The sequence below is a fragment of the Providencia sp. PROV223 genome (assembly GCF_028479245.1).
Taxonomy (GTDB): Bacteria; Pseudomonadota; Gammaproteobacteria; order Enterobacterales; family Enterobacteriaceae; genus Providencia; species Providencia rettgeri.
On sequence record NZ_JAMPNG010000010.1, the window covers coordinates 155,777 to 172,880 of the forward strand.

At 42.7% G+C, this 17,104-nt stretch carries 17 protein-coding genes; 4 read left to right on the plus strand and 13 right to left on the minus strand.

Annotated features, from left to right (window positions below; translation table 11 throughout):
- The first annotated feature begins 2 nt into the window (after window positions 1-2).
- Window positions 3-275 carry a PTS phosphocarrier protein NPr gene (gene npr / locus PR767_RS13075; RefSeq protein ID WP_004258320.1) on the plus strand — a complete coding sequence of 91 codons (273 nt, stop codon included), beginning with the start codon at window positions 3-5 and terminating at the stop codon, window positions 273-275.
- A 211-nt stretch (window positions 276-486) separates the two neighbouring features.
- The gene (rnk, locus tag PR767_RS13080) at window positions 487-897 is read left to right on the plus strand and encodes a nucleoside diphosphate kinase regulator (RefSeq protein ID WP_004908251.1); all 411 of its coding nucleotides are present in this window, start codon (window positions 487-489) and stop codon (window positions 895-897) included.
- Between the two features lie 131 nt (window positions 898-1,028).
- Here the strand turns inward: rnk and PR767_RS13085 are convergent, their stop codons facing one another.
- Together PR767_RS13085 and pmbA are read right to left on the minus strand one after the other, a co-directional pair.
- Complete coding sequence (locus PR767_RS13085; protein ID WP_109911678.1) at window positions 1,029-1,496, minus strand: helix-turn-helix domain-containing protein; 468 nt, start codon at window positions 1,494-1,496, stop codon at window positions 1,029-1,031.
- Between the two features lie 197 nt (window positions 1,497-1,693).
- Window positions 1,694-3,034, minus strand: a complete 1,341-nt coding sequence (gene pmbA / locus PR767_RS13090) for a metalloprotease PmbA (protein ID WP_164529166.1) — start codon at window positions 3,032-3,034, stop codon at window positions 1,694-1,696.
- Between the two features lie 185 nt (window positions 3,035-3,219).
- Here pmbA and yjgA point away from each other — a divergent pair, with 185 nt between their 5' ends.
- Entirely contained in the window at window positions 3,220-3,765 is a 546-nt protein-coding gene (yjgA, locus tag PR767_RS13095; protein WP_004258329.1) for a ribosome biogenesis factor YjgA, read from the plus strand.
- Window positions 3,766-3,836: 71 nt separating this feature from the next.
- On the opposite strand, the gene PR767_RS13100 is transcribed toward yjgA, so the two are convergent.
- From PR767_RS13100 to PR767_RS13150, 11 genes are all read right to left on the minus strand, one after another.
- Window positions 3,837-4,424 carry an RBBP9/YdeN family alpha/beta hydrolase gene (locus PR767_RS13100; protein WP_004908243.1) on the minus strand — a complete coding sequence of 196 codons (588 nt, stop codon included), beginning with the start codon at window positions 4,422-4,424 and terminating at the stop codon, window positions 3,837-3,839.
- Between the two features lie 60 nt (window positions 4,425-4,484).
- Window positions 4,485-4,772, minus strand: a complete 288-nt coding sequence (locus PR767_RS13105; RefSeq protein ID WP_004908240.1) for a barstar family protein — start codon at window positions 4,770-4,772, stop codon at window positions 4,485-4,487.
- A gap of 12 nt (window positions 4,773-4,784) precedes the next feature.
- A complete protein-coding gene (locus PR767_RS13110; RefSeq protein ID WP_110731670.1) occupies window positions 4,785-5,273 on the minus strand; it encodes a ribonuclease domain-containing protein in 489 nt (162 codons plus the stop codon).
- A 109-nt stretch (window positions 5,274-5,382) separates the two neighbouring features.
- Window positions 5,383-6,828, minus strand: a complete 1,446-nt coding sequence (gene tldD, locus PR767_RS13115; protein WP_004908235.1) for a metalloprotease TldD — start codon at window positions 6,826-6,828, stop codon at window positions 5,383-5,385.
- Between the two features lie 5 nt (window positions 6,829-6,833).
- A complete protein-coding gene (nit1, locus tag PR767_RS13120; protein WP_004908231.1) occupies window positions 6,834-7,685 on the minus strand; it encodes a deaminated glutathione amidase in 852 nt (283 codons plus the stop codon).
- Window positions 7,685-11,476 carry an AsmA2 domain-containing protein YhdP gene (gene yhdP / locus PR767_RS13125; RefSeq protein WP_272520415.1) on the minus strand — a complete coding sequence of 1,264 codons (3,792 nt, stop codon included), beginning with the start codon at window positions 11,474-11,476 and terminating at the stop codon, window positions 7,685-7,687. The genes nit1 and yhdP overlap by 1 nt, the downstream gene beginning before the upstream one ends.
- Before the next feature lie 13 nt (window positions 11,477-11,489).
- The gene (gene rng, locus PR767_RS13130; RefSeq protein ID WP_004908223.1) at window positions 11,490-12,959 is read right to left on the minus strand and encodes a ribonuclease G; all 1,470 of its coding nucleotides are present in this window, start codon (window positions 12,957-12,959) and stop codon (window positions 11,490-11,492) included.
- Window positions 12,956-13,543, minus strand: coding sequence for a Maf family protein (locus tag PR767_RS13135; RefSeq protein WP_109911673.1), 588 nt, complete (start codon window positions 13,541-13,543; stop codon window positions 12,956-12,958). The genes rng and PR767_RS13135 overlap by 4 nt, the downstream gene beginning before the upstream one ends.
- Window positions 13,544-13,578: 35 nt before the next feature.
- The gene (gene mreD, locus PR767_RS13140; RefSeq protein ID WP_004908217.1) at window positions 13,579-14,067 is read right to left on the minus strand and encodes a rod shape-determining protein MreD; all 489 of its coding nucleotides are present in this window, start codon (window positions 14,065-14,067) and stop codon (window positions 13,579-13,581) included.
- Window positions 14,068-14,111: 44 nt separating this feature from the next.
- Window positions 14,112-15,080 (minus strand): rod shape-determining protein MreC, encoded by a 969-nt coding sequence (gene mreC, locus PR767_RS13145; protein ID WP_109911672.1) that lies wholly within the window; start codon window positions 15,078-15,080, stop codon window positions 14,112-14,114.
- An 85-nt stretch (window positions 15,081-15,165) separates the two neighbouring features.
- The gene (locus PR767_RS13150; protein WP_004908213.1) at window positions 15,166-16,209 is read right to left on the minus strand and encodes a rod shape-determining protein; all 1,044 of its coding nucleotides are present in this window, start codon (window positions 16,207-16,209) and stop codon (window positions 15,166-15,168) included.
- A gap of 605 nt (window positions 16,210-16,814) precedes the next feature.
- Here PR767_RS13150 and PR767_RS13155 point away from each other — a divergent pair.
- A partial coding sequence (locus tag PR767_RS13155; protein WP_198635209.1) for an alcohol dehydrogenase catalytic domain-containing protein occupies window positions 16,815-17,104 on the plus strand: 290 nt, incomplete at its 3' end.

Genomic DNA, 17,104 nt, shown 5'->3' on the forward strand with positions numbered 1-17,104 from the left:
CAATGACCGTAAAAGCCACAATAACGCTCAAAAATCGGCTTGGGATGCATGCACGGCCTGCCATGTTACTCTATGATTTAGTTAAACAATTTAACTCTAGAGTTATTTTGCGTAATAATAATCAAATTGAGGCGGAGGCCGATAGCGTTATTGCGATGTTGATGTTAGACTCAGAACAAGGCAGTAAGATTGATATCGAGGTTAGCGGTCCGGATGAAAATCAGGCCTTGTCTGCAATTATCAACCTATTCGAAAACAGGTTTGACGAAGAATAGTTGATGAAATGATGAAAAATAGCAGAGTTTCAAGCTAGCTATAGCATGTCAATCAGTAGATTTTTATCTAGGCAGGCTTAGAGATCGTGATCATGATCTCTTCCCTTTAAAGCGTATAGCGCCTAATATTTTAAACAAACTTATTTCTAGCGACACCCCCTACCTTATGGGTGGGGGGTGTTTGCTTTGTATGTCTCTATTGGAGTGTGGTATGACAAAGCCAACAATTATTATCAATGATTTAGATGCTGAACGTTTAGATGCACTGATGGAACAGCCGGCTTATGCGGGCACACCGGTTGCCGAAGCGCTCAATGATGAACTTGACCGTGCAGATATTCTTAGCCCACAAGAAATCCCTGCGGATGTGGTCACGATGAACAGTACCGTTCGCTTTTTGGATTTAATCAGCAACGAAGAACGCACACGCACCTTAGTTTACCCAGCGTCACTGAAAGATAGCGCGGAGCAACTGTCTGTGATGGCTCCGATTGGTGCAGCCTTGTTGGGCTTGCATGTAAACGATGAAATCAGCTGGGAATTGCCAAACGGTGTTCAAACACGTGTTCGTGTACTTGAAATCGTTTATCAACCAGAAGCAGCTGGTGAGTTCCACCGTTAATCACGACAACGGCTGAATTAAAGAAGGCTTAGCGAAAAAAGTTTTATTTAAAAAACTCAGGCAAGTCCTCTAACCTATTCAGGCACTCAATTGAGTGCCTTTTTTGTTTTAATAGGTAGTAAGGATATAAGCTAGTGCTTTTTAGTCATATTTATCAATCTATTATTTTCCCATTGGTGAAAGAGCTTATCCAATAAAAACAGTTTGATTACCTTTATCGCTAACAGCCCGCCCCAAATAGCACTAACCCAAATAGGCCAATGGCTCTCTGGTGTATAAATATAATTAGCGGTATACAGTATTACGCATACAATAATCGCTGTTATTATATTTTTAAGTAACTTTGTTTCATTTCTTACCCGCTTTTTAGCCTCTTCTATCCGATGATCTAGCTCAATACTTTCGGGTAAAGGTGTAGATGTCAGTTCAGACACACTCACATTAAATACTGATGCTAATGCACTGAGTGTTTCTAAGCTAGGTACTTCACCGTTTTCAATTCGTTGGATAGTTCTTGTGCTCAGTGATGATAGTAGAGCGAGCTGTTCTTGAGACCAAGCTCGCGCTAATCTCAATTGTTTAATTTTATTTTCCATCATAACCTACCTTAAAAATCGAATGATCTTAGGAGATGGCTATACTGTCAGCATAATGCAATCATGACCACGACAGCATGACGACAGAGCGACGACACCGCAGTGACAGTGGTAAATACTATTTTATAGAATAAAAAACGCCCAATAACAAATGTATTAGGCGCCTTGTTTCACACAAAACAGAGGAAGAACAAAAGGAGTTACTCTCCTGCAATGCTCATTTCTGGGATCAATACCGAACCACACTGAATATTACTGCGAGTTTCAATATCATCAGCGATAGTCACCATATTCGCCCACATATCTTTTAGGTTTCCAGCAATAGTAATTTCACTCACTGGGTACTGAATCTCACCATTTTCGACCCAAAAACCTGAAGCGCCACGAGAATAATCTCCTGTAATCCCACTCACCCCTTGACCCATTAACTCAGTAACGATTAGCCCTGTTCCCATTTGTTTCAGTAATGCATCAAATGAAAGCCCTTGGCCTGCAATACGCCAGTTATGGATGCCGCCCGCGTGGCCAGTGCTTTGTAAACCTAGCTTTCTTGCTGAATAGCTGGTCATCAACCACGTTTGTAGAACACCATTTTCGACGATATTGCGTTCACAAGTGCGAACACCTTCGCTATCAAAAGGTGATGATGCTAATCCCCCCATTAAATGCGGTTGCTCATTGATAGTTAGCCAGCTTGGTAGAATTTGTTTTCCTAGGCTATCTAATAAGAAAGAAGATTTACGGTAAATACTGCTGCCACTAATAGCACCAACTAAGTGGCCAAATAGACCTGTTGCCACTTCGGCCGCAAAAATAACAGGCGCTTTCATCGTAGGTAATTTACGAGGTGACAAACGAGATAAGGTGCGACGAGCGCACTCCTGCCCTACCCACTCAGGGGACTGTAATGCGTCTAAGCTACGACCGATCGTATAAGCGTAATCACGTTCCATCTCACCATTTTGCTCTGCAATCACACAACTCGACATCGAATAGCGGCTTGAGCAGTAGCTTTGCAGCATACCATGGGAGTTGCCAAACACACGTACACCATAGTGCCCATTAAAACTGCCGCCTTCGGTATTCACAATGCGGGGGTCTGCATTTAATGCTGACATTTCTGCAACTGATGCTAAGCGGATAGCTTCTTCGGGAGAAAGTTCGCTCGCTTGAAACAAATTGAGGTCAGGAGCTTCAAAAGCCAACAAAGATTTGTCTGCCGGCCCTGCACACGGGTCTTCTGAGGTGTAATTAGCGATATCAATTGCCGCCTGAACGGTGCGTTCAATCGCTTCAGGGCTTAAATCTGTAGAAGAGGCACTACCTTTACGTTGTTGATGATAAACGGTGATCCCTAATGCCCCATCACTGTTAAACTCAACATTTTCGACTTCCCCTTGGCGGGTACTCACACTAATTCCTGTGCTTTTGTTTACTGCGACTTCCGCAGCATCACAACGTGTTTTTGCAAATTCTAATGCGTGTGCGACGGCTTCTTCGAGTTTTTTACGTTGTTCAGTGACTTGTTCAGTTACACTCATGCTTTAGTCCAATCAATAATATGGGGGAAACGTGATTTTCTGCCCTAACACGTAAATGCTAGGTAGTCATAGAGGGGTTTTCCCAGTTACAATATATAATAGATGAATGTTAACACTCACAACACAGTAAATCATATTAATTACGCGTAATTAAACCACTGTGTTCGGTAAAAAGGAAAATCGATATGGCCAAACAGCCTGATGACTGGCTGGATGATATCCCAGCGCCGCAAGACGAAGAAGACGAGGAAATCATTTGGGTCAGTAAAAGCGAAATTAAGCGCGATGCTGAGATCCTCAAAAAATTAGGGGCTGAGCTCGTTGATTTAAGTAAAAGTGAATTAGAACGTATTCCGTTAGATACTCAATTACTTGAAGCTATTGAACTTGCTCAAAAAATCAAACGTGAAGGCCGTCGTCGCCAATTACAATTGATTGGTAAGTTATTACGTTCACGTGAGGTTGAGCCGATTACAGAGGCTCTGGATAAGCTTAAAAACCGTCACAACCAACAAGTAGTCATTTTACATAAACTGGAAGACTTACGAACCCGTTTATTAGATGGCGGTGATGAAGTCATTGAAGACGTAGTTGCCCTGTTCCCACAAACAGACAGGCAACAATTGCGTGCATTAGTCCGTAATGCGAAAAAAGAGCGTGAAGGCAATAAACCGCCAAAAGCCTATCGCCAAATCTTTCAATATTTGAAAGATCTGTCTGAAATGGCTTAATAAATTATCCCCTATGCTACGGCTAGGGGATTTTTCTTGGTAAATGTACCTAGTATTCTTACCAGCCATAACTAGCTAAAATGCGCTTTGATTGTATCAAGTAGTGTTTTGAACTCAGTATAGCCTTCTCTATCAAGGAAATGCCCGGCAGATTCTTCAATAATAACCTGTGTTTTTAAAGCCTCTGCCAATGCTTTCGAAGACCTTGGTGACACAATTTCATCATTGGTTGATATAATCGATATTCGATTATTTGCTATCTGTATGAGTTCATCATAATTCAATGGCTCAAGGGTGTGATGCTGTAATTCTGGCAATGTTTCTTGCGTTTCATCAAACCCTGATACCAATACATAACCCGCTACCGATTGCCTCGTATTTTGCAAAAATCGTAATGCGGTAATGCAACCTAAGCTATGACCAATCAAAACCGTATTTTCATCAATATCAAAAGGTAAGTGTTGTAAGCGCTGCTGCCACCTTTTAGGGTCGGGAGTTAAAGAATCAGGCATGGTGGGGACGTTAACAAAAGCGCCTAAGGCTTCAAGCTCTGATTTCAACCATGGAAACCAATTTTTATCAGGGGATGCCGTATAGCCGTGAACAATAAGGAATTTTTTTTCTTTTAGCGGAAATGCAGTGCAGGTAACGTTATTCATCCTAAAGACCCCTATCAGCTCAGTTATCTTATTTAGACTTTACCATGAGTGATAGGAATATTAGTTAGAGCTTTTTGTTATATCTAAAGCAAAAACGAACTCTTCTTCCCACATATCTTGTGCGTCATTCATCACATCAATAACATCTGCGAATTTTATACGTTGTTCGGCTGTCATATGTGAAAACGTGATGGTTACAGGCAACTCAATGCCAGCGGAAACCATGTCCCACAGGGCATCAAGATTATAGCCAAACCAATCAGGAAGGGAAAATTGTTGAGCAAATTGGTCATAAAAATCATTCAATGAATTTATTTGCCTGAAATCAAAGCTCACCTGTTTGCTCATTATGATTTTCCTTTAGTGGACTTGAGTAAAGCTCTTATAGTGGTCATGAGTCACAAAAATCATCCCATCCGATGAGTACAGCAAACGGTCTGCCCCGCGATGACCACAGCGATAATTGATATCTGCTTCAAACCACTGACGCCCTTGTGCAATTGGCAAACTTTTTTCACGGTTAGAAAAACGGTCTCCGCCAATTGCTCTTCCAGGTAACACATCGCAAAGATTACCTTTTTTCGCATCCCATCCGGCTTCACGGGCTTGTTTCTTCGTCATATAGAAAGCTGGAAGTTTTTGATATTTTTCCATAAAACTAACCACGTTGTCTTGTGCAGTTAGCTTATCAATCGGTTGTGGTGTTTCTTTTGGTGTTATCGCTTCACGAGAAGGTGGATTGCTTTGATTAATGGATGGTTCAGATGGTGTTTTATCTCCACCATTGAAATAAAGGCTAATCACAATCAAAATAGCCATCAATACGACAGGTAAAAAACGTTTATTCATAACACCTCAGTTGTTTTGTGCTTTACAGGCAAACAATCGCCCTAGTCACAACATCGACAAGAAGTTGTCTCCAGGGCGAGCAGAGCCTAGTTTATATCGCCATGAACGATTACGCGGTACCGCCAACGGTCAGTTTGTCCAGTTTTAATGTAGGTTGGCCTACACCAACAGGAACACTTTGGCCTTCTTTGCCACAAACACCAACACCTTTATCTAGCGCTAAGTCATTACCAACCATTGAAATCTGCTGCATAGCTTCAACACCTGAGCCTATTAACGTAGCCCCCTTCACAGGAGAAGTAATCTTACCTTTTTCAATCAGGTAAGCTTCTGATGTTGAAAATACAAATTTACCTGAGGTGATATCTACCTGACCACCACCAAAGTTTGGCGCATAAATGCCTTTATCCACACTAGCAATAATTTCTTCTGGCGTTGATGTCCCTGCTAACATGTAGGTATTGGTCATACGCGGCATCGGTAAGTGCGCATAAGATTCACGACGTGCATTACCTGTTGGAGTAACTCCCATCAGGCGTGCATTCAGTTTATCTTGAATATAATTACGTAAAATACCATTTTCTATTAGGACGTTATACTGCCCAGGCACCCCTTCGTCATCAATAGCGAGAGAGCCACGACGGCCCGCTATCGTGCCATCATCCACGACGGTACACAGTGGTGATGCGACTTGTTCACCAATTTGGCCTGAAAATACAGATGTGCCGCGACGGTTAAAGTCACCCTCTAAACCATGCCCCACCGCTTCATGCAATAGAACCCCAGGCCAACCGGCACCTAGCACAACAGGCATCATTCCCGCAGGAGCCGCAACTGCAGACAAGTTCACCAGTGCCATACGCACCGCTTCGCGTGCATATTGTTCAGCAACTACTTGCCCTTGGTGAATTTCCAAGAAATATTCATAACCATAACGACCACCACCGCCACTTGCACCGCGTTCGCGCTTGCCGTCATGTTCCACCAGCACGCTGACTGACAAACGCACTAACGGGCGAATATCTGCCGCCAAAGTACCATCTGTTGCGGCGACTAACACTTGCTCATAAACACCGGTTAAACTAGCATTGACCTCAATGACACGCGGGTCTTCTGCGCGTGCAACTTGGTCAACACGATGCAGCAAATCAATTTTTTGTTCCCGCGATAAGCTTTGCAGTGGATCTGCCACTGAATACAATTTTTTATATTCAACGTTAGTTAAAATTTGTGATTTACCAGAGCCTTGCTCATTCACAATGCTGCGTGCAGCGGTAGCACTTTGTGTCAGCGCGTGTAGCGAAATTTGGTCTGCATAAGCAAAACCCGTTTTTTCACCACTAACAGCTCTCACACCAACACCTTGGTCGATATTGTAAGAGCCATCTTTGATGATCCTATCTTCAAGCACCCATGACTCATGGAAGCTCGATTGAAAGAACAGATCCGCATAATCTAGATGGCGCTCAGATAACAAACCTAAAATGTCATACAGATTTTCTTGCCCAAGGCGGTTGGCGGCCAGCAAATGTTCGCTGACAGAAACTAAACTCATATTCGTTACTCTTTGGTTTCTTTTTTAATCAATGATGTCAATTGCGGTCTAAAACGGTTGTGTTTCACCACTTTTATTTGCTCGCGCATGACACTCAAGCTGTCTGTTTTAATATTCAGTACCGTAGAAGCGACTGCATCCACGTTCTTTTTCATCACTTTACCCCACCCATCAACCGCAAGGCTATGCCCCCACGTGCGACGTGTGCCGTGCACACCGACTTGAGCAGGTGCTAAAATATAGCATTGGTTTTCTATCGCACGAGCTCGTAATAACGGCTCCCAATGTGCTTGACCGGTGTAACGGGTAAATGCCGCTGGTACAGAGATAATTTCTGCACCTTGCTCACGTAATGCTTGGAATAAACCAGGAAAGCGTAAATCATAACAAATCGTCATACCAAGGCGACCCACCGGCGTATCAACAACGGTAATATGTTCACCACGCTGATAAATCACGGATTCGTTATAAGTGCCTTGTTCATCTTCGATATTGACATCAAACATATGAATTTTATCGTAGCGCGCTTTAATGTTTCCTTCAGCATCAAATAATAAGCTACTACTTGTAATACGTTCGGGATCTTCACGGCTAATCATTGGCATTGAGCCAATTAAAATCCAAACATGATAACGTTTGGCCATTGCGCTGATCGCTTTTTGCAAAGGGCCTTTTCCTTGCTCTTCCGCTTGTTTACGATAGGTCGCTGCATCTGCAAATAACAATGCGTTTTCAGGTGTCAGTACTAACTCAACAGTTTCTGGTAACTGTTTGATCTGTTGTTCGATTTGCGCCAAATTGTGTTTAGTATTATTTCCACTACATAACTGCAAAAGTGCAACGTTGCCATTTTTCATTACTCTTGAGTCTCCTTCAGTTGACGTAATACTTCATCAATTTTCGGCTCGTCCAAGCTACCTGTTACTCGGTAACGAATAACGGAAACTTTACTCCATAGTGGACCGAGCACTTTCGTTGCCGCAAATACGGCAGCGCCTGCAAATGGGTTTACCACAAACGCGGTTGCTACTCCTACTGTAGCAGATATTTCCGGTGTAATGACGGCTTCAACATTAATTTGGCGTTTAACGAGGTCAATTTGACCATTAAAAGCAATATCGGCAACTAAACCATCAACATAGGTATTTTTCGAAACCAGTACACCATTTTTAATGGTCGCATCACCTTTAATGGAATCAAAATCAAAGTCATCACTAAATGTATCGCTAAAATCAAATCGTAGTTTACGCAACAGCGCATCAAAGCTGACTAGACGCAATATTTGCCCTGCACGACCGCCCCCCATTTGTGCAATCGCTCCTTTACCCAATTTTGCAGACATTTTACCATTTAAAGAGGCAATATCTGGTGACCAAGGCAAATTAGCCCAATCTAAATCAAATTCAATAGTATAAGGTGATTGGATAATGGGAACCAATATACCAAAATACGCTGCTGTTTCGTCAAAAGCTTCGCCGGTCAATGAACCTGCAATTTGCGTTTTATTGCCGTTTTCGCTATTCCAAATAGCATCTAGCGTTAATTTCGTAACACTGTTATCTAGCGTGCCATCGGTCAGTTGCAATAACGTCCCTTTAGGTTGGATATTCGCACTAATTTTACCCAATTTCTGCCCAGCAACCCAACATTCTTTACAATGAAACTGCAATTGTGGCCATTGGCTAAAATCAAATTGTGTTGTGGCAAGGTCATTGATTTGAGCACTAGAGGAAGTGCTAGGGTTGTAATACAAATAATCAATAGCGACCTGCCAAGGCTGTGAAGCAAAGATTTGTAACGAGCCTTTTAGGTTTTCACTGTTGATACTGACCAACTGCTCAGGCCGTTGTAAATCATAAGAAAAGTTTACTGCGTTCCATTGCTGCCCAGCGAGGTAGATTGATGGAATATTGACCTGGAGCATATCCGGCAAGCCAATATTCATACCACCTTCGCGGCTATGGGATGACACTAGTAACCCAGCTAATTTCTCCCAGTTCATATCAGTAATCGCTGGCAAATCGACAATAAAAGCTGAGTTTTTAGGGAGTTCAGGAATACCGTCACGCCATTGGGCAATATGGGCTTTTAATAAACTCAGAGGTTTGTCACTCAATCCCCATTGAGTATTAAAACCAATACGCTTACCGATATCACCACCAACCACCAACTGTTCTGTGGTTCCTTTTGCTTGAACATTAATTTGCCCAAGCTCTGCTAACAAAGCGTTATCAATAGCAGGTAGTTGGCTTTTCAGTTGTTTTAGCCCTGCGGTGACGTCTATTTGTAAGCCAACGGGTTCTTTTGCCGTATTCGGAATGGTGATAGCGACTTGGCTTTTCCAGTCAGTGGTTCCTGATAATTTTTGTTTAATCTCAGCAGGTAACATTGCCAACTTATTCACCGCCCAGTTTCCGCTAATATTCACATCCACTAAATAATTTTTTGCTTGGTCAGTGGTAGTGAAATCGACAGTAATTGGCTGTTCAAACCAGTGTCCACGCAGGTTTTCACCGCGTAAATCTCCATTGTTAAACTCAAAGCTGCCCGTCAAAGCAGAAATAGTGCTATCAATTGGCTGAATATATAAATCGTTTTTATTGAGATTGACCTTTCCTTTGGCGACAACATCCTTACCCGCCACCAGTGGAATAGATAACCCTAACTGGCCATTAACAGTTCCCCCAATTTGTAACTCTTCAAGCGTATCGCCAATTGAGTGGTTCATCGGGGTATGCACAAAATATTGCTGGATTTGTTTTCCAGTTCCATTGATATCTGCATTGATATACAGCATTTCTTTAGTGTAATCAGGGATATTGGCATCAAGATTGGTTGCTGTGGCATCCGCCAGTTTTACCGTTGGTGCATGCATAAATAGCCCTGCACGCCTAAAGTCTAAATCCATATCTAAGTTCAATAATGCAGGCCATTCACTGTCATATTCGAATGTCGCATTACGCAGAGGGACATAAACTTGGAATTGCCCATCATTGTTATCGTATGGGAAATGAGCTGGATCACCTTTATAGACCAACGTCGCATTATCTACACTACCTGCGATAATGGCTTTCGTCAGGTAATCCGCCACATCTTGCCCCATTAATTTTTGTGGGAAATAACGCCACGCATCCCCTGCATCATCTAAACGAATTCCGGCAAGAATGGCGAGATCGGCATAATTTCCTTTTTTCGCTTTTGCGTAACGAAACTCACCATTTGCCCAAAGAGACTGAGCTTGTACCTCTAATGATGGGCTCCACAGTTTAAATTCACTGTCATTATTTACCCAATGGAACTGACCTGTTGCCGTCTTTATTAAAAAAGGAGCTTTAAATTCATCGCGATAGTCCACTTCACTATCTTGCAAGCTAACTGTGGCACTACCACTTTGCATGCCACCAATTAAAACACCCGAAAAATGATTAACTGAAGGCAACTCTTTCCATTTTTTCCAGCTGACATTTTGCCAATCCATGTTGATTTGTACGTTTTCAGGCATGTTTTGTGTGATATCAAGCGCAAATTCACTCACTACACCAGTTGGTTGGCGATGTTGCCAATCTTGTACCATTTCAGGAGTCAAAAAAGAAAATGTGGGCAAAACTTCGCTTAAACGTTCGAGTTCAATATCTTTAGCACGGATGCGCCAATGGTCATTATCTTGATATTTTTTGCTGGCAGGCAAATACAATACAGAGACGCTCCCTTGCGGCCAGATGAACTCATTGGTTTTCAAGGTATCAAGCTCAGGAATGTTAAATAACCACCCATTCCCCTGCCTTTTCATTCGCAAAAGCAAATCATTAACTTGTAGGTTTTGGGCTAATTCGCCCGTTCCCCAGTTAGCTTCGCCTTGTCGTAGTTGAATAAGGCCGCTGTCAATTCGATGATTTCTCAGGGTTACCCAAGAAGACAGGCTAAAATTGGCATCCCGCAATGAAGTATTGTCACGCAGCCAGCGGCTAAGCCATGGCTGCATATCAATATTATCCGCTTGTAGATAAAAAATACCGTCACTTAACACGCCGTTTTTATCTGACACATCAAGCTTTACTTGTAGATAGCCATGCTGCTTATTAATGGTTTCAAGACTCACAAAACCTTGAGCACGATGCCGTTCATTGTCATTCAGCCATGAAAGCTCGGGTAAAATCAGCGTTGTTTTTTGTTCAGAAGGTGTGAGGAAGGTTAATTGGCTTTCTTTTAATATAAAGTGGTCGAATTGCCGTAAAAATAGCTCTTCAATGCTATCTAAAGACTCGCCTTTCGCGGAGTCTCCAAGGCTTAAAGGAACTTTATAATCAACATTTAACTGATAGAAGGTTAAATCACGAAAGCGCCAGCGTAGAGAAAATAATGAGCTCCAGATATCTAATTCAACAGTAATGGTATTCGCGGTAACATCCGTAGTTTTACTCTGTAAAGCGACATCGGATAACGTCAGTACAGGGCCAAAAGATTGCCAAGCCCCTTCGATTTTACCAATTTGTACAGATACATCGGTCTTTTTTTCAACATAATCGACCAGATCTTGTCGATAGTTGTCAATATTTGGCAGAAGAAAACGCAGCCCTGACAGCACTAATGCACACAGCAATAATATAACCGCGGTCGTCACCAGTGCTACACGTGGCAGTCGTCTCACTCAAATCTCCTTATTACATCATTACGACGTCAAAACGTTCCTGACTGTAAAGAGGTTCAGTCTGAACTTTAACTTGCTTCCCAACAAAGATTTCAACTTCTGCAAGGGCATGTGATTCATCCCCTTTAAGGACATCAACCACCGCTTGGGATGCATAAACTAAGAACCTATCTGCATCGATAGTCCGGTGAACGCGAACTATTTCACGTAAAATTTCATAACAAACTGTTTCTACTGACTTAACGGTTCCACGCCCTTGGCAAGTTGGGCAGTCGTCGCATAACACATGTTCTAGGCTTTCTCTTGTGCGCTTACGCGTCATTTCAACTAAACCCAGTTGCGAAAAACCATTAATGGTGGTTTTGACTTTATCTTTGCTCAATGCCTGTTCTAATGATGCTAGCACACGGCGACGATGTTCAGGGTCAACCATGTCGATGAAGTCAATAATAATAATACCGCCTAAGTTACGTAAACGCAGTTGCCTTGCTATCGCTTGAGTCGCCTCGATATTAGTATTGAAGATGGTTTCTTCAAGATTACGATGACCAACAAATGCCCCAGTATTGATATCAATCGTCGTCATGGCTTCAGTTTGGTCGATAATCAAATAACCACCTGATTTTAGCTCCACTTTTCGATCCATGGCTCGCTGAATTTCGTTTTCAACGTCAAACAAGTCAAATATTGGCTGATTACCTTGATAAAGTTCGAGCTTAGCCGTCATTTCTGGTACATACTCTTCGATAAACTCTTGCAATTGAGTATAGGTCAAACGGGAGTCAACACGAATACGATCAAGATGAGCACCTGCAAAATCACGGATAATGCGGTAAGCAAGCGCTAATTCACCATAGATTTTTGTGCGAGTCACATTACGTTTTTTTCGTTCAATCACTTTCGCCCACAGGCGCTTTAAGAAGGCCGCATCCTGTTTAACTTCCTCTTCCCCGACCCCTTCTGCTGCCGTACGGATGATAAAACCACCATTTTCATCACAATACTGTGAAACACACTCTTTTAGGCGTTCTCTTTCAACTTCACTTTCAATGCGTTGAGAAACGCCTACATGGGAAGCTCCTGGCATAAAGACCAAATAGCGAGAAGGGAGAGTTATATCTGTAGTAAGGCGAGCGCCTTTGGTGCCAAGGGGGTCCTTGACGACTTGAACGATTAAATCTTGTCCTTGCTTAACGAGCTCAGCAATATCCCTGACATGAAAGTTTTTTTGTTCGTCACCCGCAATGCATTCCGTATGGGGCATAATATCCGAAGCATGCAAAAAGGCCGCTTTATCTAGACCAATATCAACAAAGGCCGCCTGCATCCCCGGTAAGACACGGCTCACGCGGCCTTTGTAAATATTCCCTACTAATCCTCTTTTTGCTTCTCGCTCAACATGAATTTCTTGTAATATCCCACCATCAATATAAGCAACGCGCGTTTCAGATGGTGTAATGTTCACTAATAGTTCCGCAGTCATGACTTCCCCTTACCATCACTTAACGCTAAAAATCGCTGAATTAGCTCGTCTGTTTCAACCAGTGGTAAACCAACAACCCCATGGTAGCTGCCATTGATTTTACGTATAAAACGCCCACCAATGCCTTGAATTCCATAAGCGCCAGCCTTATCCATTGGCTCTCCTGACTGTATATAATCCCGTATTTCGAGTAAAGATAACTCGCGGAATGTCACATCTGTCACAATTAATGACTGTATCGTCTGTTGACGGTTGGATAAGGCAATCGCCGTCATCACTTGATGAGTTTTTCCCGATAACGCACTTAGCATCTCTTCTGCATGCTGGCAATCGCGCGGTTTTTCCAAAATTTTGCCTGCAAGAACAACAATAGTATCAGCGCCCAAAACAGGTTGATTATCGGGTGCTATCGCAACACCAGCTAAAGATTTATCTCGTGCAAGACGTTGAACATAGTCTTGAGGCGTCTCCCCTTCCTGCCACAGCTCTTCTACCTCTGGACGTAAGATTTCAAAAGTATAATTAAGTTGCTGAACAAGTTCACGTCGACGGGGTGAGCCAGACGCAAGATAAATTAAACACATAAACTGTATTCCCAGTCAGAGTGACAACTAACATGCTAACATACTGAAAATTGCCGACGAGTTTTACGTAAAAGCAAAAATAGCCATGGCCATAGAATACCATTCACTAAGCTATTCCAAAATACTTGCGGATGGAATAATACTTGTGATGATAAAAATTCAGCCCAAAAAACAGCAAGATCCTGAATGATAGTCAGCAACATAATCACCAACGCTTGCTGCCACAGCGCCATATTACGCAACAACTGGTGCTTATAAGAGACGAGATAGCAAATAATGCTAAAAGAGAGGGCATGTACCCCCAGTGCTGAACCCTGAATGGAATCAACGATAATCCCTAAGATAAAGCTCGTGCCAACACTCACACGGTGTGGTAGCGCCATCACCCAATAAGTGAGAATCAACAGAAGCCATGATGGCCGGTAAAAGCTGAGTTGCTCCGGCCAAGGCATGACTTGCAAAATCAAGGCAATAAAAAACGATAACCAAATGATGGCGCGGCCATTTCCACGATACTCATCCATGCTAATTTACTCTCTTGCCCATAACCATACTGTGTTTCCTCTACTTATGGTTGTGACGTCGGAGCCATTGAGGGTGGCAATGGAGGCCCCTGAATTTCATTCGGGTTAGGTAATACTTGCGGCAATACTTTCATTAAGCGTTCATTTGCTGCCCGATAGACTTCCGAAGGCTGTAGTGGCGTTTTAGGGTCGTTATCATTTCCCCATAATAACAGAAGGTAACGTAAACGCTGCAATTCGGCGCTCGGCTTCGCGCTAATGATGGTATACGCTCGTTGTGTGTCGTGTTTTACGGCAGAGACCACCCCTACTGGATAACCTTCAGGGAAACGCCCCCCTAGCCCTGACGTGACAAGGACGTCACCAACACGAATATCGGTATTTTCAGGTAACGGTTCTAATTGGATATCATCAGCACATCCAGAACCGGCTGCAATCACACGAACATCATTACGTAATACTTGCACAGGCAATGCATGGGTAGTGTCACAAATTAGCAGGACACGGCTATTAAAATTACTTACCCCAACCACTTGGCCAACAACACCTTTATCACTAATAACAGGCTGCCCTTCATAAACGCCTTCATTACTGCCTTTATCTATAACCACTTGGTCACGATATGGCGTATTCGCGCCTGAAATAACTTGCGTTACCATCATGTGTTCATCTTGGCGAAGTGGTGAGCCAAGTAACTCCCTTAAGCGTGCATTTTCCTGCTTAAGTTGCTCTAAAAGCAAGTTGTCCGCTTTTTTCAGTAATAGCTCTTGTCGTAAGGCTTTGTTTTCGAATTGCAGTTGTTCTCTTGAAGAGAAACTTTCCGAAATATTATCTAGAAATTGGCGTGGGCCATTCGCTAAAAAATAGAATGGGCTAACCGCCGTGTCTAAGTAGTTACGGACTTTATTGAAAGGCTCAAAACGATGGTCAATCACCACCAGTACAAGTGCAATGATTACCGCAAAAAATATGCGTAACTGTAGGGATGGACCTCGCCTAAAAATTGGCTTCATGTGTGGCTAAGTTTCGCTAATGTCAGAGGAACAAAAAATAGTCAAAACAGTTGGAGAACCTCCCCAACCGTTTCTAAAAGGCCATTTAGTCTTCGCTAAACAGGTCGCCACCGTGCATATCAATCATTTCTAACGCTTTACCGCCGCCACGCGCGACACAAGTTAGTGGATCTTCTGCAACAATAACCGGGATACCCGTTTCTTCCATCAATAAGCGATCTAAATTACGAAGAAGCGCGCCACCACCCGTTAAGACCATACCGCGTTCTGAGATATCTGAGGCTAGTTCAGGAGGACACTGTTCAAGTGCTAGCATTACCGCACTGACAATTCCTGTCAGGGGTTCTTGCAATGCTTCTAAAATTTCATTGGAATTCATTTTAAATCCGCGAGGCACACCTTCAGCAAGGTTACGACCGCGAACTTCAATCTCGTAAACTTCATCGGTTGGGAAAGCAGAACCAATTCCATGTTTGATGCGTTCTGCTGTCGCTTCACCTATCAGCGAGCCGTAATTACGACGTACATAGTTAATGATAGACTCATCGAAACGGTCACCACCAATACGTACCGAAGAAGAGTAAACAACGCCATTTAAAGAAATAACAGCGACTTCTGTCGTACCACCACCAATATCAACAACCATTGAGCCTGTAGCTTCTGATACAGGTAACCCAGCACCAATAGCTGCAGCCATCGGCTCTTCAATTAAGAAGACTTCACGCGCACCCGCACTTAGCGCGGACTCACGAATGGCTTTACGCTCAACTTGTGTTGCACCAACAGGCACACAAACAAGGACTCGCGGACTAGGGCGTAAAAAACTGTTACTATGAACTTGTTTGATGAAGTGCTGTAACATTTTTTCAGTCAAGAAAAAGTCAGCGATAACACCGTCTTTCATTGGCCTGATTGCCGAAATATTGCCTGGTGTACGTCCCAGCATCTGCTTCGCTTCACCACCGACTGCAGCAACGCTTTTTGGCGATCCAGAGCGGTCTTGACGAATAGCAACTACAGAGGGTTCATTTAATTTTACGCCTTGTCCTTTGACATAAATAAGGGTATTGGCCGTACCCAAGTCAATAGACAGGTCATTAGAAAACATGCCACGAAATTTTTTAAACATAACGAAAGAGTTATCCTGCAAGCTGGGGACGAATTTAAACCCGTCTACTCTACCAACCACTTGAAGCTGCCTCAAGGCGTTAATGAGCTGCTTCTATAAATATGGTTAATTCATCTATTTTTCACGTACCGTACTGTACATGCTTCTTATGTAAACGAAGCAGATAAAAACCCCAAAAATAGATATTAATTGTATTCTTTACCTACAGGATAAAATTATACAGAAAAACATCTACTCTTTGGTTGTTATATACTCCATCTTTTTCTTCCCAGTGTGACAAGTTATTGGGGCAACAAGTTCAAATATTATTTAGTTCTTTTTATTATTGCTACACACTGGCTATTTCCAATACAAATTGGGTGAATTCGCTGGGTGTTCGCTCTATTATCTACCAAAAACGCGGCAAATTTATGTCAATACGCAAAATGAATCCGTCGAGATGCGATATTTTGCATGATAAAAGCCTATTTATGCCAGAAAAAAATTATTTTTTACAAATTAATTACAATATTAATAGCTTAAACACTGTCACTACGTCAATGAATTACCCGCAAATTTTAGGCACTTTTAAAGTACATATTTAATCATTTTATTAGGAGTGAAAGATGAAAGCTCTCATCCTGCAACAATCGGAAGATAAAATTATCTCTGGCATTCAACCTCTAACGACAGAAATGCTCCCGGCCGGTGATATTATAGTCGATATTCATTGGTCCACACTCAATTATAAAGATGGGTTAGCCATTTGTGGAAAGGCGGGAGTTGTTCGCCAATATCCGATGGTACCTGGTATCGATTTTTCAGGCGTGATCCACCACAGTGAAGACCCACGCTTCCAAGTTGGCCAACATGTGCTACTGACTGGATGGGGGGTTGGTGAAACGCATTGGGGGGG